This window comes from Bartonella acomydis (assembly GCF_039543025.1).
Classification (GTDB): domain Bacteria; phylum Pseudomonadota; class Alphaproteobacteria; order Rhizobiales; family Rhizobiaceae; genus Bartonella; species Bartonella acomydis.
This window is the reverse complement of sequence record NZ_BAABIY010000012.1, coordinates 303,115-321,776: the sequence shown is the minus strand read 5'-3', so window position 1 is coordinate 321,776 and position 18,662 is coordinate 303,115. Positions and strand designations below refer to the sequence as shown.

Below are 18,662 nucleotides of genomic sequence, written 5' to 3'. Positions count from 1 at the left end.
TATTTTCTGTGATAACTGCTTCTAAAGCACAAAACAGCTTACGCAATATGATGACGATTTTAAAATTTTCAAGAAATATGAATAAATTTTCAGAAAAAGAAAAAATAAAAAGGCTGCAGAATAAATCAATGCAGCCTCTTAATTATGAATGCAGTGTTGGGGGGGGGGGGAGAAATACAGACTGCATTCATCCTGCTAGGTGTTAGAAGGAAAATAACCTAGCGCCGTGCGGCTTTTATTCAAAAAAAACACGAGAAACAACACATAAAAATGCATGGCTGATATGCAATAAATTTTAGCAAACTCAAATTTCTTTAATCGTGGTTCGACGAAAAAAAATCGACATGAAAATAGCAATAAAAATTAGTGTCAAAATCAATACAATGGTGGAAGCAGAATCAGAGCCAATAAATAAACTTAGATAAATTCCTAAAAAACCAGAAAAAGCTGCAACAAAGACAGCGATCACCAACATAAAAGAAAACCGCTTCGTAACGAGATAAGCAATTGCCCCTGGTGCTATTAATAAAGAAATAACGAGAACGATACCAACTGCTTTCAAAGCTGCAACAATCGTGAGAGAGATCATCGTTAAAAGAGTATAGTGGAGCAGTGATATTCGCAATCCCATTGCACGACCTTGCGCTGAATCAAAAATATACAGCATAAAATCGCGCCATTTTGCCCCTAGAATAAAAGTAACAATAGCGGAAATGACCGCTGTCTGAGTAATATCAAGCCAATTAACTCCTAAAAGATTACCAAATAGAATATGATTTAAATCTAAGCTACTATAAATAGATGTTGCTAAAACAAGCCCTAAACCAAACATCGATGAAAACACAACGCCCATCACCGTATCTTGTTTGATACGACTATTGCTTCCCAAAAAACCTGTTGTAAGTGCACAAACCATACCGGCAACAAAAGCACCGCAAGTAATTAAAGTCATTGTAACATTCTCTGGACGTATACGCTGGAACCAAGCAAATGGCAAAGAAGTCAAAAATGCTATCACCCACGGTGTTGTCATATAACCAACGACAACACCAGGAAAAACTGCATGGGAAATAGCATCGCCTAACAGCGCCCATCCTTTCAAAATAAGAAAACAGGAAAGCATCGCCATTGGAACGGAAAGAATCATAACAATAAGCATGCCTTTCAGCATAAAAGAAAACTGAAAAGGAAGTAGTAATTGATCAATCATGATAACATCACACCTTTTTTTGCTGCATTTATCCGTAAACGCGCAGCAATAAAACCATGTTTAGGAGCAAAAATAAAAGCTAACATAAAGAGAAATGCTTGAAAAAGCACAACAACACCACCCGTTTGCGCATTCAAAAAATAACTCACATAAACACCCAATACGCTTGTGAATGTCCCAATGATAACTGCAATGATCAAAACATTCACAAAACGATCACTTAAAAGATAAGCTGTCGCCCCAGGCGTTACAACCAAACAAATGACCAAAAATGCTCCAACCGTTTGCATAGCAGCAACAGTACAAGCAGCAAGCAATGTGAAAAAGAGAATCTTTAAAAACTTGATGTTCAATCCAATGGCACGGGCGTGTGTTTCATCAAATAAAGAAACAAAAAGATCTTTCCATTTCAAAAGCAATACCAATAAAGAGAAAAAACCAATAAAAGCCAACTGTATAATATCTGATGAACTCACTGCTAAAATATTTCCTAAAACAATCGTATCAATATTGACAGCCATTGGTTTTAATGATTTGAGAAACAATCCAAAAGCAAAAAAGGAAGAAAAAATGAGCCCAATAATGGTATCTTCTTTCAGTTTTGTCCTCTGATTAAAAAATAGCATTGCTGCCGCAGCAAGACCGCCAGAAAAAAAAGCTCCAACAGAAAAAGGTAAGCCTAGAAGATAAGCCCCTGCGACACCAGGAACAATAGAATGAGAAAGTGCATCGCCAATGAGCGACCAACCTTTTAACATCAAAAAAGCAGAAAGAAAGGCACAAACACAGCCAACTAATCCCGAAACCCACATCGCATTCACCATATATTGATAACTCAGTGGCTCAAGCAACCAAGAAATCATGCAACGTGCTCCATTCTTTGAACATTCTCATGAACAGCAGACTGCTTTTCCCCCATACAAACATCTTCTTTGTTCACACATTGAAGATCAAAAATGTGATGATGCAAAGCGCCACCAAAAGTTTTCTCCAAATTTTCCTTGGTAAAAACAGTTTCTGTTAGCCCCGAAGCCAAAACTGTTCCTTTTATTAAAACTGTGTGATCACAAAATTCACGAACAGAGCCTAAATTGTGAGTAGAAACTAATATCACTGCACCCTCTTTACGAAGATCTTGTAACAAAGCAATAATTTTATCCTCTGTTGTGACATCAACCCCTGTAAATGGCTCGTCTAATAAAATAGCTTTTGCCTGCTGTGCTAGAGCACGCGCTAGAAAAACACGCTTTTTCTGCCCACCGGAAAGTTCACCAATTTGGCGCTTGGCAAATGCCAACATATCAACCCGTTCTAAGGCAACACGGACAGCTTCATAATCCCGTGCCCGTGCATAACGAAAGAAATTCATGTGGCCATAACGTCCCATCAAGACAACATCTTCAACAAGAACAGGAAAATTCCAATCAACATCTTCACTCTGAGGAACATAAGCAATGAGATTTTTTTTCAAAGCCGTATCAACGGGCAAACCAAACATGCGAATTTTTCCTTTTGAAGGGCGCACAAACCCCATAATCGCTTTAAATAATGTTGACTTACCCGATCCATTCACGCCAACCAATGCCGTAATAGAACCCATTGGGCTTTCAAAATTTACTTCGCGTAAAGCTGTATGTCCATTACGATAAGTTACTGTTACCCCTTGAGCAAATATTCCAGATTTTGTCATTGGCTTTTCACTCCCTCTAATAAGGCATTGCTAATACGTCCACTTGTAACACGTAATAAATCAATATAAGTGGGTACCTCACCATTTTTCTCACTTAGAGAATCAACATAAAGGACACCACCGTATTTAGCCCCTGTTTCTCTGGCAACCTGCTTAGCAGGCGCAGGGGAAATAGTGCTCTCAGAAAAAACTGCATGAATATTGTATTTACGAACCATATCAATAACATGCTTAACTTGCTGCGGTGTTCCTTGCTGATCCGCATTAATGGGCCATAAATAAAGTTCTTTTAGATCAAAATCACGCGCCAAATAGCTAAATGCACCCTCACTGGTTACAAGCCAACGCTTATCTTGCGGTACCACTTCTAATGCAGCTCTAATGGGATCAATCGTAGCGCGAATCTTCTGCTTATAAATTTCAGCATTTTCTTTATAAATAGCCGCATGTTCAGGATCATATTTTACAAAAGCATCGCGAATATTATCAACGTAAATCAAAGCAGAAGTCGGTGACATCCATGCATGAGGATTTGGTTTACCACTAAAGGGGCCCTCACCAATTGTAATGGGTACAATACCTTTTGAAACAATAACACTTGGAACATCTTTGATATTTTGAAAAAACTTTTCAAACCAAAGCTCTAGCTCTAATCCATTCCATAATACAAGATTTGCTCCCTGAGCACGCATAAGATCACGAGGGGTGGGTTGATATTCATGAATTTCAGCTCCTGGTTTTGTAATGGATTCAACATCAGCTGCATCACCTGCTACATTGCGTGCCATATCAGCAATGATAGTGAATGTCGTAACAGCTTTAAATTTACCAGCACACAAAGCGAAATTGGGCATAAAAAAAACAATACTCCCAAAAACTATGGTGAAAAACATTCTTACGTTCATTAATTCTCTCTTTCCTTTATATGCCTTATCTTTATTGCGAATAATTTGCATTATCATTTAGCAATAGCAGTTATCTTTTTCATTTGCAATGAAGGATGAGGAGAAAAATAACTTTTTAAAATGTTTCAAAATAGCCCTTTGCATCTTGAAAAAAATTGATGATTTAAAGTGGGCTTGTTTTGATAAAAAATCTCTTTCAAGAAGTTCTCTAATTCTTGAATGCTAAACAAAAAGGCAGCACTCAAAAATGCTCCCACTTTATGGAAATATCTTATAAAAAATGAGAACACTCAACAGCGCAAACATGCACCTGTCATTTTGCTAACATTCTCCACCACCTTTAAAGCAAGCTCTTCTAAATCTTCATCTGTTAAAGTTCGCTCCATAGGCTGAATAGTTACTTCAATCGCAACAGATTTTTTATCTTCACCAAGGCTTGAATCTTCAAAAATATCAAAAACCTGCACTGAATGAATAAGCTTTTTATCGGCTCCACTTGCAGCACGCACAATAAGAGACGAGGCAACAGTTTTATCCGCTACAAAGGCAAAATCACGCCGTACCATTTGAAAAGGTGAGAGTTTCAAAGGAGGACGGCTTTTAGTTGTTTTTTTCTTTGATTCTGGAATTTGATCAAGAAAAACTTCAAAACCACATACGGGACCACTAACATCTAACTTTTCTAAAGTCGCTGGATGAAAAACACCAAAAAAACCAAGGATAATCTTTGATCCAAGCTTCATAATTCCTGAACGACCAGGATGATACCAATCAGGGGTTCCAATTTCAATTTGCACCTTGTCACTGTCTATACCACATGCTTCTAAAACAGCCAATGCATCTGCTTTTGCATCAAAAACATCAACAGCTGTCGCATTTCCATCCCAAAAGCGCCCAGCTCCTTTAAATTGTTCTGTTCCACGACGAATACCACTCACAACACGATGTTGTTTATCAGGCGTATCATCTTCATAAACGCTGGAGACTTCAAACAAAGCAAGATCTGGAAAACCACGATCAGCATTTCTTTGCGCTGCCATTAGCAAGCCAGGCAAAAGAGAAGGACGCATCACCGACATATCTGCAGAAATAGGATTTACCAATTTAAGCTGTGCCCTAGCGCCACCAAAAGCAAGCGCTTGATTTTCAGAAATAAAAGACCACGTCACAGCCTCTTTCATACCGCGATGCGCTAAAGCCAAACGTGTAAGACGTGAACGAAGCTGTGAAACTGTTAAAACTGGGCCTTTATCTTCTGTAAAATTTTCCAATGGAATCGACTCAATTTTATCTAACCCATAAATCCTCATCACTTCTTCCACTAAATCGGCTTTACCAACAACATCAGGACGCCATGTTGGAACTTTAACCGTAACCACATCTCCCTTTCCTTCAACATAAAAACCAAGCTTGTCTAAAATAGTGATGACTTGTTCGCGCTCTATTTGCAAATGTGTCAAACGTTTAATTTCAGAAAAAGGAAAAGCAATCTGTTTGATTTCTGGTTGCTGATAACCAACAACCCTTTTCTTGGAACCTTCACCACCACAAAGACGTAAGGCAAATTCCGTTGCAATCTCAAGTCCTGTTTCCATAAAAGCTGGATCAACGCCTCGTTCAAACCGATAACGCGCATCACTGATAAGACCTAAACCACGACCTGTTTGTGCAATGCTCTGTGCATCCCACAATGCGGATTCAATAATCACACGACGCGTTGTCTCATCACAGCTTGTTCTTTCACCACCCATGATACCAGCAATGGAAACAACACCCTCTTCATCGGCAATGACACAATCTTTCATGCTCAAATGATAGATTTTTCCATTCAGCGCCTGAAGCTGTTCACCTTCATGAGCACAACGAACATACAAATTGCCTTTAATCTTATCCGCATCAAAAACATGAAGCGGACGACCAAGATCAAAACTGATGTAATTTGTCATATCAACCAGCGCATTAATCGGTCTCAAACCGATTGCACTTAAACGCTGTTGCATCCATTGCGGTGATGGACCATTTTGAACATTACGCACTTCACACCAGGCAAACCCTAAACATAACGAAGCGCTTGATGAGAAATCTAAAGAAACATCAAGCGATGTTTCGAAGGTAGCATCAAATTGTGGCAAGGATAATTCTTTTAATTTTCCTATTCCAGCAGCAGCAAGATCACGGGCAATACCGCGAACACCTGTACAATCAGAACGATTGGGGGTCAAACCAATATCAAGAATTGGATCATCTAAACCAGCATAAGCCGCAAATACCCCTCCAATAGGTGCATCTTCTGAAAGCTCGATAATCCCATCATGTTCATTTGATAACGCAAGCTCGTTCCATGAACACATCATCCCAAAACTCTCAACACCACGGATTTTTCCTACCGATAGTGTCACATCAAGTCCTGGAATATAAGTCCCTGGTAGTGCGAGAACACCAATAAGCCCCGCGTGTGCATTTGGTGCTCCGCAAATAACTTGTAGAGGTGTACCAGAGCCTGTATCTACTGACAAAATCTGAAGTTTATCTGCATCAGGATGTTTTTCTGCTGTTAAAACTTTCGCAATAACAAACCCTTTTAAAGCAGAGCAATCATCAACATCATCAACCTCAAGGCCTATAGCCGTTAGTTTCTCACAAATTTCATCCAAAGATGCATCTGTCTCTAAGTGATCTTTTAACCACGACAATGTAAATTTCATTTTAAAACCTCACATCAAAGCTTCTGATAAGATCACACATTTTTTAAACTCGGGAAAAAGCTGGCATATCAAAACAACGAAAACCATAATGATCTAACCAACGCAAATCAGCATCAAAAAAAGCCCGCAAATCAGGCATACCGTATTTCAACATGGCAATGCGATCAATGCCCATGCCCCATGCAAAACCTTGATACTCATCGGGATCTAAACCAACGTTTTTTAAAACATGAGGATGTACCATTCCACATCCTAAAATTTCCAGCCAATCCTTTCCTTCCCCGAATTTTACTTCTGAACCAGAACGATCACATTGAATATCGACTTCCATAGATGGTTCGGTAAAAGGGAAAAAAGAGGGACGAAAACGCATCTTTACAGAGGGAACTTCAAAAAAGGCTTTACAAAAAGTCTCATGCAGCCACATCATATGGGCAATGGTAGAAGTTTTATCAATTACAAGGCCTTCTACCTGATGGAACATGGGTGAATGTGTTGCGTCTGAATCCATACGATATGTTTTCCCAGGAATAATAATGCGTATCGGTGCTTTTTGCTTTTCCATGGTACGAATTTGTACGGGCGAGGTATGGGTGCGCAATAATTTCCGCTTTCCCATTTTATCAACATCAAAAAAGAAAGTATCGTGCATTTCACGCGCTGGATGATCTTCAGGAAAATTCAATGCCGTAAAATTATAATAATCTGTTTCAATATCTGGTCCCTCTGCAAGAGAAAAACCCATCTTCGTGTAAATGGCTATAATTTCCTCAATGACCTGTGAAATCGGATGAATACGCCCCTGTTCCATAGGCGAAGAGCGAACAGGTAAAGTTACATCAATTTTTTCACAAGAAAGGCGTGCATCCATGGCTTGGCGCCTCAAAAAATCACGCTTTTGCGTCCATAATTCTAAAATGCGATTTTTTAACCCATTAAGGACTGGACCAATTTTTTGGCGCTCATCAGCATCCATTTTTCCTAATGCTTTTAATCTTTCAGAGATACTGCCCTTTTTGCCTAATGCCGCAATACGCACTATTTCAAGTGCTTGTTCATCGCGAGCCCCTTCTAAAGCTAAACAAATTTCTTGTTCCAAACGCTCAATGTCGCTCATATCATTGCCTATTTTTTGAATAGAAAAAAACCCGCACTAGCAAAAACCAGTACGGGATCCCGAATAAATGAATGCTTTAAGAGAACACGACTGGCTTATTTGACAGCGCCTTCAAAAGCATTAGGCGTTGTATTTTTCAAATATTCCAACGCCTTCTTTGCAGAAGCCACTAAAGCAGAAAACGCTGCTTTTTCATGAATTGCTATCTCTGAAAGAACTTTACGATCAACCTCTATACCCGCTTTCGATAAACCATCAATAAAGCGCCCATACGTTAAACCTTCCGCGCGAACAGCCGCATTAATTCTTTGTATCCACAACGCACGGAAAGTACGTTTTCTATTTTTGCGGTCACGATAAGCATACTGTTTTGAACGATCAACGGCTGCCTTAGCTGCACGAATGGTATTTTTACGACGACCGTAAAAACCTTCAGCCTGTTTCAAAACTTTTTTGTGTTTAGCGTGCGTCGTTACACCTCTTTTTACACGTGCCATGTAACATTCTCCTTAAAATCATAAAGCGTAAGGTTTAAAGACCATTTGGCAAATAATGCTGAACAACTTTTTTGGCATCTTGTTCGCACAAAACCATCGTTCCACGTGCATCGCGAATAAATTTATTCGAACGTTTAATCATGCCATGACGTTTACCTGCAGCCGCTACTTTAACTTTGCCTGACGCAGTGATTTTAAACCGCTTTTTAGCGGATGATTTGGTCTTCATCTTGGGCATTTTGCTACTCCATACAATATACAATATTTATTCATAAAATTTATTTTGTTCATAAAAGTGGATTTATTCACTCAAGCGGACCAACGCTTGAACAAGCATTTAAACAGACACGGCATGCCCTGCCGGACGGTTCCAACAGGGTTTTCATAAGCTAATATACACAAAATAGCAAGGGCATATCAAAAAAAAATGGGAGATCCATTGTCTTGAACTTCAACCAAAGGTGCTGGAATTGCATTCGTTTTAATTGCTGCTTTACAAAGATCAGCAATAATGCAGTGTATACATTGTGCTTTACGTGCTTGGCAAACGTAACGCCCATGCAAAATGAGCCAATGATGCGCATGGCGTAAATAATGGGGTGGTATAATCTTGAGTAGCTTTTCTTCAACACTCTCTGGTGTTTTACCAGGCGCTAAACCAATACGGTTGCTTAAGCGAAAAATATGAGTATCAACCGCCAGTGTAGGCTGACCAAAAGCAATATTTAAAACAACATTCGCCGTTTTACGTCCTACTCCAGGAAGTGCCATAAGTGCTTCACGGTTATTTGGCACTTGACCACCATAATGCTCAATTAAAAAACTGCAAAGTGCATAAACATTGCGTGCTTTTGCACGCCAAAGACCAATACTACGAATATGATGGGCAATTTCTTCTTCTCCCAATGCAAACATTTGTTCTGGTCTATCAGCAATGCGAAATAATTCTTTTGTTGCTTTATTAACACTGATATCTGTCGCTTGAGCCGAAAGTACAACAGCAATCAAAAGAGTAAAAACATTTGTATAGATCAAATCACTCCTAGGGGTCGGACGTTGAATAGAAAAACGATAAAATATTTCTTCAATTTCACCTTCCCTGTATAAATTTCCAGAAGATTTTTGTACTTTTGACAATTTTATTTTTATGGTTCTTTGAGTCATTCTTGAAGTCTCTCCATCTTCTCTCTTGAAGTTATCATCTACACTCGCCATATGTGAGAGAAATGCAGCGAACACTTTTATAGAGTTTGGTCAAGTAAAGCCGCTTTAAAGAGGATATTCACAATGACACATGTGACGCCTTTCTCCAATCCCTTTCTTTTAGGATTTGAAACGATAGAAAAAACACTGCGACGTATTGGTAAAGCTGATGAGGCTTATCCAGCTTACAATATCGAGCGTTTGCATAAAAATGATGAGGCAAATCATATACGCATAACTTTAGCTGTTGCTGGATTTAAAGTCGATAATCTCAATATCCTCCTCGACGACAATCAACTGATCATTCATGGTAAACAAACAGACAATCAAAATCACCAATATTTATATCATGGCATAGCGTCACGCCAATTCCAACGGGTCTTTGTTCTTGCTGAAGGAATGCACGTTACAAATGCTGAGTTGAAAAATGGACTGTTATCCATTAACCTACATCAACCAAAGTTAAAAAAACAAACAAAACAGATTCCGATTAAAGTTAGCAATGGTGAGGTATAAGAGTTAAAGTGTAAAGGAATAAGGAAATGGGAGAACATAAACAAAACTTGTCTTTACAAAATGCATCCTATCCTGATGTGGGGCAGATTGCTTATTTGAAAAAAGTTTGTACAGATGATTTGGCTAAAAATTTTCCAGATCTTCCACCAATGACCCCAGGCATTACAATATGGGCTCTCTTTGGTGAAACAGGTTATCCAATTATTTTATCCGATGAGCGCGCTATTGCTCTTGCAGGAGCTAATGAACATGAGTTACAAATTGTAACTCTACATTAAATTGCTTCACAAAAAACAGCAGAACTATTTTCATCAATTCTGTTCGTTGTTTTTCGTAATAGAGTGTGGTTACAGTTTCATTGGAGATATCTATCTTTATAGTTGTGAAAGTATAAAGATCTCATCATTATTCTATTTTCCAACTGCAAATATTGTACTATTTTTTGTATTCAAAACGTAAACGCCTTTGGATACCACCATCTTTACGTTCATGAAGGTACAAACTGATATCACTATTCTTTTTTTCATTTGAAGATGAAGCTTATCTCTTGATTGAGGTCTTCATTATCCTTCCTAACGACGCCCACATGCCCTTAATTGCTGATCGTATTGCCTAGACATTCTTGTCATACGCTGTGCCGCTTGTGCAAGTGCGCCCGTTGTATATCCTCGGCTTCGTGCATAACCTCCATGCCCCATATGATAATTTAAATAAAGGTTATAGGCATCATCAAACCTCACACCATTTCGTTCAACACTTTGGCGATGGTACCAAGCAACAAAATCAGCAGCATCTGCAAAATTGGTACGCCATGCAAAAGACTTGCCCGTAGAGCGAACATACATTGCCCATGTACTATCAAGCGCTTGAGAATAACCATAAGCTGTCGACCGACGTTTCCATGGAATAAAACCAAGCAATTTTTTGCGTGGAGGGCGTGCATTGTGACGAAAACTCGATTCCATATTAATGGTTGCAAGAATAATAGGCATAGGAATCCCGTAGCGCATTTCTGCTCTTTTAGACGCCTTTCCCCAATTATCAAAAATACCATCCTTATGTGCCAAAATGGCACAAGCGTTATGTGTAGGAATGTGGGAAGTTGTTGCGCATCCTCCCAACAGAAACACCAGTGCCCCTAAAAACAAAAGGTGCCGCATATTTTTTCTTCCTCTTAATCTTATGAAATAATACAAAGCATGAATACTAAAAAATTATTACCAATCCATAAAGAATATGCGCATAGTTATTGTCACTGGGAACTTTGTTTTATTCCTCATCAACCAAACGCAATGTTTGGGACTGAAGAGCTGTTGCCATTTCGTTTTGCTTAACGTCATTACCTTTTAATTCGTACGACTCAATACGGTTCGCCCGTTTCATAATTTTGGAGGATGATATTAAAATTCCTTCTATATCTTCACCAGCTTTGTAAAAATGCTTCTGTAAAGCGCGAACACGGCTATCCATTCGTCCAAAATCTTCCATTAATTTTGCCACTTCTGACTGAATCAAATGCGCTTGTTCTCGCATCCGCGCATCTTTCATAATGGTTTGGACAACCTGAACAGAAAGCATCAACAAAGACGGTGATACAATAATTACATGGGCTTTATTGGCTTTTTGTACTACTGGTTCAAAATCCTCATAAATTGTGGCAAAAATAGATTCCGATGGCACAAAAAGAAAAGCGGTGTCATGGGTTTCTCCAGGAATGAAATATTTTTGTGCAATATCACGAATATGAACTTCCATATCGGTGCGAAATTGGCGTTCTGCTTCTTGACGTTCTTGAGCTGTCGTTGCTTTACGCATGGCATTCCAAGCTTCCAGAGGAAATTTAGCATCCACAACAAGAGAAGGTGCTTTATTTGGCATGTGAATGAGACAATCTGGACGTTTTCCATTTGAAAGAACAGCCTGAAAAACATAAGAATTTGTTGGTAAAGCATCTGCAATAATAGCTTCCATCCGCCCTTGGCCAAAAGTTCCACGCGTCTGCTTATTGCTTAAAATGGCTTGCAGTTGCACAACCTGTCCAGTTAGCGACTGAATATTATTTTGTGCTGCATCAATAACCGCTAAACGCTCTTGCAAACGATTCAAATTCTCATAAGTCGATTTTGTCTGTACCTGAAGTGTTTGACCTATATTGGCCGTCATGCCATTGAGTTGCTCACTAAGTGACTTATTCAATTCAGCCTGCCGTTGACCAAAAATCTCAGCCATAGTTTGCATTCGTCCTTGCATTTCAGCTTGCGTTTTAAGCAATGTAGCCATTTGCTCTTGTGCCTCACGAGCATGCTTAGCAACCTCTCTTTCTAAAAATGCCTTTTTTCGATGAGAATACACCAACATAAAAAATGCTAAGCAAACGAATATAAATAAAAGCAGAATACTTAATTTCGTCAAAGACTCATCAGCAAGTATAAAAGAAAAAAACGAATCAAACATGAGAAAGAATATAACGCCTTCATCGTAAAAAAGCGCAAGAATTTGTTATTCAATATTGACCCATAATAAAGCATTGATTAATCTATTCTCCATGCCAATACGATCTTTAGTTATTTTACCAGATCCGATTTTACGGGAAGTCTCCAAGCCTATCGAGCATGTTGATACGACCCTACAAAAGCTTGCTGATGATATGCTGGAAACTATGTATCATGCCCACGGCGTTGGTCTTGCTGCTATTCAGATTGGCATACCACTGCGCATGCTGGTCATGGATGTATCTCCAAATGATGCGCCCAAAAATCCGTTTGTTATTATCAATCCAGAAATCTTATGGCTTTCAGAAGAACGTAATATTCACAAAGAAGGTTGTCTTTCTATTCCGGAATATTTTGCTGAAGTTGAACGCCCTAAACGCCTGCGTATTCGCTATCAAGATCGTGAAGGAAAACAGACAGAAATTGAAGCAGATGGTCTATTAGCGACTTGCTTGCAACATGAAATTGATCATTTAGATGGTCGTTTGTTTATTGATTATATTTCAAAAATCAAACGTGATATGGTGATACGAAAATTTAAAAAGCGCGCAAAAGAAAAAACAACACAGGAAGCAGTTTTGTAATGGCATTACGGTTGAGTTTTATGGGAACACCAAGTTTTTCTGTTCCCATTTTGCATGCTTTGTTAGATGCTGGGCATGATATTGTTGCCGTTTATAGTCAACCCCCTCGCCCAACAGGACGACGTGGTCTCAAACGCATCCCCACACCTGTGCAAAATGCAGCAGAAGAAAAATCTATTCCTGTATTCACACCCCAAACACTCAAAACAGCCGAACAGCAAGCCCAATTTGCAGCACTTTGTGTTGATGTTGCTGTTGTGGTTGCCTATGGACTCCTCTTACCGAAAGCTATTCTTGAAACACCACGTTTTGGTTGTTTTAATGCCCATGCTTCACTCTTACCACGGTGGCGTGGTGCTGCACCTCTTCAGCGTGCAATTATGGCTGGTGATAAAGAAACAGGAATGATGATTATGAAAATGGACGAAGGGCTTGATACAGGGCCTATTGCCCTTTCACGCTCCATTCCCATCACTGATACCACCACCACGGATGAACTTTCAAACGAGCTTGCCCATATCGGTGCAAAACTTATGATAGAAGCTCTATTAGCTCTAGAAAAAGGACAACTCCAACTTACCCCGCAATCAGCAGAAGGCATCACCTATGCTGCAAAAATCAAAAAGGAAGAAACACGCATTGATTGGGCAAAGCCTGCTGAATTTATTCATAGGTATATCCGCGCCCTCTCTCCCTTTCCTGGTTGCTGGTGTAACATGCATATCGGAGGACAAGAAGAACGCGTAAAAATTCTTGGAAGCCGCTTAACAACAGGTCCATCTCTTGAAATTGGTCGAATAGAACAAGATTCTTTGATTATCCATTGTGGACAAGGACGCCTTGAAATAACCCATTTACAAAGAGCTGGTGGTAAAATCCTTGAGAGCGCAACCTTTTTGCGAGGCGCTCATATCTCTGCTGTTTTTTGATATGCCACGTTTTAAACTCACTCTTGAATATGACGGCTCAAATTATGCTGGCTGGCAGCGTCAAGCAGAGCTTCACACTATACAAGGTGCTCTTGAACAGGCAATTTTTCGCTTCAGTGGACAACAATTAACCATCACAACAGCGGGGCGGACGGATGCAGGTGTTCATGCCACGGGGCAAGTTGCCCATGTTGATTTTAAAAAAAGCTGGCACACACATACTATCCATGACGCACTTAATGCGTATTTGCAAAAACAGGGTGAAAATATTTCAATCTTAAATGTAGAAAATGTCTCTGTTGATTTTGATGCGCGATTTTCCGCTATCAAACGCCATTATCTTTTTAAAATTCTCAATCGCCGCTCTCCACCAGCTCTAAATGCTAAACGCGTGTGGTGGTTGCCAAAACCCCTTAATGCGCAAGCCATGCATGAAGCGGCCCAAAGACTTGTAGGAAAACATGATTTTACCACTTTCCGCTCTGCACATTGTCAAGCCCAAAGCCCTATTCGTACCCTTGAAAGCCTTGATGTAAAGAGAAAAGGAGAAGAAATTTTTCTTTATGCACGAGCGCGTTCTTTTCTGCATCATCAAATCCGTTCCTTTGCAGGAAGCCTCATGGAAGTTGGTGTTGGGCGCTGGAGTGCGCAAGATCTTGAAGAAGCTCTCCATGCTAAAGATCGCGCACGTTGTGGTGTTGTTGCACCACCTTCAGGACTTTATTTAACGAAAGTGGAATATTAACTGTCTCATAAAAATAACTTTTTCAAAAGTAATTAAGGAAGCTTATAAAAAGAACGAATTTCTTTAAAAGCTTCCGCTACACTGTTGACAAATTTTACCAAATCAATATCGGAAGGAGAGATTGTACCCTGCTCTGACAAATAATCAAAGTTAATCACATTATGCCAAAATTCTTTGCAAAAGAGTAAAATCGGAACTTGTTTCATACGTCCCGTCTGTATTAAAGTTAATGACTCAAATACTCATCTAAAGTTCCAAATCCTCCAGGAAAAATTGCTAATGCTTTTGCCCGCATGAGAAAGTGCATTTTGCGCATCCCTAAATAGTGAAAGTTAAAACATAAATGGGGGGGCACATAAGGATTAGGTTCTTGCTCATGGGGTAACATAACATTCAAACCAACCGTTGGTGCTCCCACATCAACGGCACCGCGATTTCCGGCTTCCATTATGCCTGGTCCCCCACCTGTGACAACGCCAAATTCACGATACTCAGTGGTAGCAGAATAGCGTGAGCATAAACGTGCAAACTCCATTACCTCATCATAGTAATGCGACATAGCATGCAAATTTTTCTTTTGTGTTTCATTTTTTGCTGCCCATGCTACTTGTCCAGTTTCAGGAATCCGCGCACCACCAAATAAAACAACTGTTGATTGAATATCATATTCTTGAAAGGTTATTTCTGGCTTTAAAAACTCAAGACCAATTCTTTGTGAACGCAGTTCTGGACGCATCATAAATTCTTGATCAATATAAGCCAAACGGTAAGTAGATGAACGCATTTGTGCTGAATCAGAGACTTTTTTTACCTGTTGCAAAGCATCCTTCGCATGAAGAAGTGGTGTCCAATTGTTTTGTTTCACTTCGCATTTTTTTATAGCCTTTTCTCATACATCTTTCCTATTTCTTATCGTTTTATTGACTGAATAGATTTCTTCGCGTAGTTCATAGAGTTATAAATTTTGAAGTTTTCAACTTGTTTAATGGAAATCTGGTCATGACTCATCTCACACAACTTGAAATGATTATTGAAAAAGCATTTGACGACCGCAATTCTATCAATACCACAACAAAAGGGGAAATTCGTGAGAGCGTTGAGCATGCATTAAACCTTCTTGATAAAGGAGAAATGCGGGTTGCAGAACGTCAAAAAAATGGACAATGGCATGTTCATCAATGGTTGAAAAAAGCTGTCCTTCTCTCTTTTCGCCTCAATCCCATGCATATCATTTCTGGTGGTATCAATCAATCATGTTGGTGGGATAAAGTCCCTTCGAAATTTTCTGGTTGGCAAGAAGCTGACTTTCAAAAAGCGGGATTTCGTTCTGTTCCAGGAGCGATTGTACGTCATTCTGCTTTTATCGCACCTGATGTTATATTGATGCCATCTTTTGTCAATCTTGGTGCTTTTATCGATGAGGGCACAATGGTTGACACATGGACCACCGTTGGCTCTTGTGCACAAATTGGCAAACATGTTCATCTTTCTGGTGGTGTCGGAATCGGAGGTGTTTTAGAACCACTGCAAGCAAATCCAACTATTATTGAGGATCATTGTTTTATTGGTGCACGCTCTGAAGTTGTTGAAGGCTGTATTATTCGTGAAGGCGCTGTTTTAGGAATGGGAGTCTTTATTGGAAAATCCACAAAGATTATTGATCGTATAACAGGTGAAACTTTTATAGGAGAAGTGCCATCTTATTCTGTTGTTGTTCCAGGTTCTCTCCCCGGTAAACCACTGCCAAACGGTGAAGCAGGTCCAAACCTTTATTGTGCTGTTATAGTGAAACGTGTTGATCAAAAAACACGAGAAAAAACATCTATTAATGACCTTTTGCGCCACTAACGTGCTTTCTAAAAACTCTGGCCAATAAATAAAATAAAAAAGCACAATTCATTAAGGGAGTATCCTCCCTTATTTTGTTATTTACTCATTTTGAGTGCTTGAATAAAAGCCGACTGTGGAATTTCTACCTTTCCAAATTGACGCATCCGCTTTTTGCCTTCTTTTTGTTTTTCTAAAAGTTTGCGCTTACGCGTGACATCGCCTCCATAACATTTCGCTGTTACATCTTTACGCAAGGCACGAATTGTTTCACGTGCAATGATTTTACCACCTATTGCTGCTTGAACTGGAATCTGAAACATATGCTGTGGAATAAGATCCTTTAGTTTTTCACACAATGAACGCCCACGCTTTTCTGCAATCGTGCGGTGTACAAGCATAGATAATGCATCAATAGGCTCTCCATTCACCAAAATAGACATTTTCACTAAGTCACCTTCCGCATAATCCTTTATCTGATAATCGAAGGAAGCATAACCCTTTGAGATTGATTTTAAACGATCATAAAAATCAAAAACAACTTCATTGAGTGGCAAATCGTACGTCACCATGGCACGTATTCCAACATAAGACAAACTCACCTGTATTCCTCGGCGTTCTTGGCAAAGTTCCAAAACTGGCCCAAGATAGTTATCAGGAGTCATAATCGTTGCTCTAATCCATGGTTCTTCGATAGAAGAAATTTTAACAATATCAGGCATATCTGCTGGATTATGGAGTTCTTTGATAGAACCATCATTCATATTCATGCGATAAACAACCGAAGGAGCAGTGGCAATCAAATCCAAATTAAATTCGCGCTCTAGTCGCTCTTGAATAATTTCAAGATGAAGAAGCCCTAAAAAACCACAACGAAAACCAAATCCTAAAGCCGCTGATGTTTCCATTTCAAAGGAAAAACTCGCATCATTTAAGCGCAATTTGCCCATAGCTGCACGCAAATTTTCAAAATCAGCTGCATCTATAGGAAAAAGTCCACAAAAAACAACGGGTTGTGCAGATTTAAAACCTGGTAATGCCTCTTCACAAGGGCGGCGTTCTTCTGTAATGGTATCACCGACCCGTGTATCTGCAACTTCTTTGATAGAAGCAGTTATAAAGCCAATCTCGCCCGGACCTAATTCATCCATCTGAATCATTTTCGGCGTAAAAACCCCAACGCGTTCAACTGGGTATTTTGCCCCTGTCCCCATCATGCGAATGATTTGACCTTTTTTCAACACACCATCAATGACTCGTACCAAAACGATAACACCAAGATATGCATCATACCAGCTATCAACCAACATCGCCTTTAAAGGCTTATGAACATCACCTGTATGGGGAGGTGGTAATTGTGTAACAATTGCTTCTAAAACATCAGGAATGCCTAAACCTGTCTTTGCCGATATCTCCACAGCTTGAGATGTATCAATGCCTATCACATCTTCAATTTGTTCTTTTACACGCTCAGGTTCTGCCGCAGGCAGATCAACCTTATTAAGCACAACAACTAATTCATGTGAATTATCAATCGCTTGATAAACATTTGCCAAGGTTTGTGCCTCTACACCTTGACTCGCATCTACCACTAACAGTGAACCTTCACACGCTGCCAGCGACCGCGAAACCTCATAAGCAAAATCCACATGACCTGGTGTATCAATGAGATTTAAAATATAGGTTTCACCATTTTTTGCTTCATAATGCAAACGTACCGTTTGTGCTTTAATGGTAATCCCACGTTCGCGCTCAATATCCATGGAATCGAGCACTTGCTCTTTCATCTCTCGGGTCTCAAGCCCTCCTGTCATTTGAATCAGACGATCGGCTAAAGTCGACTTTCCATGGTCGATATGCGCCACGATGGAAAAATTACGGATATAATTACGATCTAATGTCATAGGGGCGATTTAGCAGAGAATAGTACAAAAGGCAAAGACCAATTATACCTCTCCAAAAACCTTTCAAAAATATAAATGAAAATGGTGTAGTGTCCATGAGACATCACAAACTTTTACACTTACGAAGCATACAAGCTATCACCATTATAACAACTCTCGATGTTGCCAACAGCCATTACATTTGAAAGTATTCATAAAAAGACTTTTTACTTCTTTTTAAAATGATTTTATCCACATGCCCGCTACTTATGATATGCAAATAACCTGATTTCATTTTCTGTAATATATAAAGGGTTTGAAATAAGAGTTTCTCATTAAACATATAAATTATCACGATA

18 protein-coding genes and 1 pseudogene are annotated in these 18,662 nt (G+C 39.4%); 6 read left to right on the top strand and 13 right to left on the bottom strand.

Annotation, left to right across the window (positions count from 1 at the left end; translation table 11 throughout):
- Window positions 1-304: 304 nt before the first annotated feature.
- The 9 genes from ABD909_RS03280 to nth form a co-directional block, all read right to left on the bottom strand.
- The gene (locus ABD909_RS03280) at window positions 305-1,210 is read right to left on the bottom strand and encodes a metal ABC transporter permease (protein ID WP_345096528.1); all 906 of its coding nucleotides are present in this window, start codon (window positions 1,208-1,210) and stop codon (window positions 305-307) included.
- Window positions 1,207-2,073: a metal ABC transporter permease gene (locus ABD909_RS03275; RefSeq protein WP_345096527.1), complete on the bottom strand. Its 867-nt coding sequence runs from the start codon at window positions 2,071-2,073 to the stop codon at window positions 1,207-1,209. The genes ABD909_RS03280 and ABD909_RS03275 overlap by 4 nt, the downstream gene beginning before the upstream one ends.
- Entirely contained in the window at window positions 2,070-2,900 is an 831-nt protein-coding gene (locus ABD909_RS03270) for a manganese/iron ABC transporter ATP-binding protein (RefSeq protein WP_345096526.1), read from the bottom strand. Before ABD909_RS03270 ends, ABD909_RS03275 begins: the two co-directional genes overlap by 4 nt.
- The gene (locus tag ABD909_RS03265; protein WP_345096525.1) at window positions 2,897-3,805 is read right to left on the bottom strand and encodes a metal ABC transporter substrate-binding protein; all 909 of its coding nucleotides are present in this window, start codon (window positions 3,803-3,805) and stop codon (window positions 2,897-2,899) included. Before ABD909_RS03265 ends, ABD909_RS03270 begins: the two co-directional genes overlap by 4 nt.
- A gap of 290 nt (window positions 3,806-4,095) precedes the next feature.
- Window positions 4,096-6,510 carry a phenylalanine--tRNA ligase subunit beta gene (gene pheT, locus ABD909_RS03260; RefSeq protein WP_345096524.1) on the bottom strand — a complete coding sequence of 805 codons (2,415 nt, stop codon included), beginning with the start codon at window positions 6,508-6,510 and terminating at the stop codon, window positions 4,096-4,098.
- A 43-nt stretch (window positions 6,511-6,553) separates the two neighbouring features.
- Window positions 6,554-7,627: a phenylalanine--tRNA ligase subunit alpha gene (pheS, locus tag ABD909_RS03255; protein WP_345096522.1), complete on the bottom strand. Its 1,074-nt coding sequence runs from the start codon at window positions 7,625-7,627 to the stop codon at window positions 6,554-6,556.
- A 95-nt stretch (window positions 7,628-7,722) separates the two neighbouring features.
- Window positions 7,723-8,124 (bottom strand): 50S ribosomal protein L20, encoded by a 402-nt coding sequence (gene rplT, locus ABD909_RS03250; RefSeq protein WP_345096521.1) that lies wholly within the window; start codon window positions 8,122-8,124, stop codon window positions 7,723-7,725.
- A gap of 34 nt (window positions 8,125-8,158) precedes the next feature.
- Entirely contained in the window at window positions 8,159-8,362 is a 204-nt protein-coding gene (rpmI, locus tag ABD909_RS03245) for a 50S ribosomal protein L35 (RefSeq protein ID WP_345096520.1), read from the bottom strand.
- Window positions 8,363-8,541: 179 nt separating this feature from the next.
- Complete coding sequence (gene nth, locus ABD909_RS03240) at window positions 8,542-9,288, bottom strand: endonuclease III (RefSeq protein WP_345096519.1); 747 nt, start codon at window positions 9,286-9,288, stop codon at window positions 8,542-8,544.
- 123 nt (window positions 9,289-9,411) lie between these two features.
- Between nth and ABD909_RS03235 the strand changes: the two genes are divergently transcribed.
- Complete coding sequence (locus ABD909_RS03235) at window positions 9,412-9,843, top strand: Hsp20 family protein (RefSeq protein WP_345096518.1); 432 nt, start codon at window positions 9,412-9,414, stop codon at window positions 9,841-9,843.
- Window positions 9,844-9,869: 26 nt separating this feature from the next.
- Window positions 9,870-10,121: a BQ00720 family protein gene (locus tag ABD909_RS03230; protein ID WP_345096517.1), complete on the top strand. Its 252-nt coding sequence runs from the start codon at window positions 9,870-9,872 to the stop codon at window positions 10,119-10,121.
- Between the two features lie 294 nt (window positions 10,122-10,415).
- Here ABD909_RS03230 and ABD909_RS03225 read toward each other — a convergent pair whose 3' ends face one another.
- A complete protein-coding gene (locus tag ABD909_RS03225) occupies window positions 10,416-11,003 on the bottom strand; it encodes a transglycosylase SLT domain-containing protein (RefSeq protein WP_345096516.1) in 588 nt (195 codons plus the stop codon).
- 109 nt (window positions 11,004-11,112) lie between these two features.
- Window positions 11,113-12,297, bottom strand: a complete 1,185-nt coding sequence (locus ABD909_RS03220) for a DNA recombination protein RmuC (protein ID WP_345096515.1) — start codon at window positions 12,295-12,297, stop codon at window positions 11,113-11,115.
- A gap of 91 nt (window positions 12,298-12,388) precedes the next feature.
- Between ABD909_RS03220 and def the strand changes: the two genes are divergently transcribed.
- The 3 genes from def to truA are packed head-to-tail and all read left to right on the top strand — an operon-like array spanning window position 12,389 to window position 14,593.
- Window positions 12,389-12,919, top strand: a complete 531-nt coding sequence (def, locus tag ABD909_RS03215) for a peptide deformylase (RefSeq protein WP_345096589.1) — start codon at window positions 12,389-12,391, stop codon at window positions 12,917-12,919.
- Complete coding sequence (fmt, locus tag ABD909_RS03210) at window positions 12,919-13,848, top strand: methionyl-tRNA formyltransferase (protein ID WP_345096514.1); 930 nt, start codon at window positions 12,919-12,921, stop codon at window positions 13,846-13,848. Before def ends, fmt begins: the two co-directional genes overlap by 1 nt.
- Before the next feature lies 1 nt (window position 13,849).
- Window positions 13,850-14,593: a tRNA pseudouridine(38-40) synthase TruA gene (gene truA / locus ABD909_RS03205; RefSeq protein WP_345096513.1), complete on the top strand. Its 744-nt coding sequence runs from the start codon at window positions 13,850-13,852 to the stop codon at window positions 14,591-14,593.
- Between the two features lie 32 nt (window positions 14,594-14,625).
- Here the strand turns inward: truA and ABD909_RS03200 are convergent.
- Window positions 14,626-15,486, bottom strand: a pseudogene (locus tag ABD909_RS03200) (LOG family protein).
- A 106-nt stretch (window positions 15,487-15,592) separates the two neighbouring features.
- On the opposite strand from ABD909_RS03200, the gene dapD reads away from it, so the two are divergent.
- Window positions 15,593-16,441, top strand: coding sequence for a 2,3,4,5-tetrahydropyridine-2,6-dicarboxylate N-succinyltransferase (gene dapD / locus ABD909_RS03195; RefSeq protein ID WP_345096512.1), 849 nt, complete (start codon window positions 15,593-15,595; stop codon window positions 16,439-16,441).
- A 77-nt stretch (window positions 16,442-16,518) separates the two neighbouring features.
- On the opposite strand, the gene lepA is transcribed toward dapD, so the two are convergent.
- A complete protein-coding gene (lepA, locus tag ABD909_RS03190; RefSeq protein ID WP_345096511.1) occupies window positions 16,519-18,324 on the bottom strand; it encodes a translation elongation factor 4 in 1,806 nt (601 codons plus the stop codon).
- Between the last annotated feature and the right edge of the window lie 338 nt (window positions 18,325-18,662).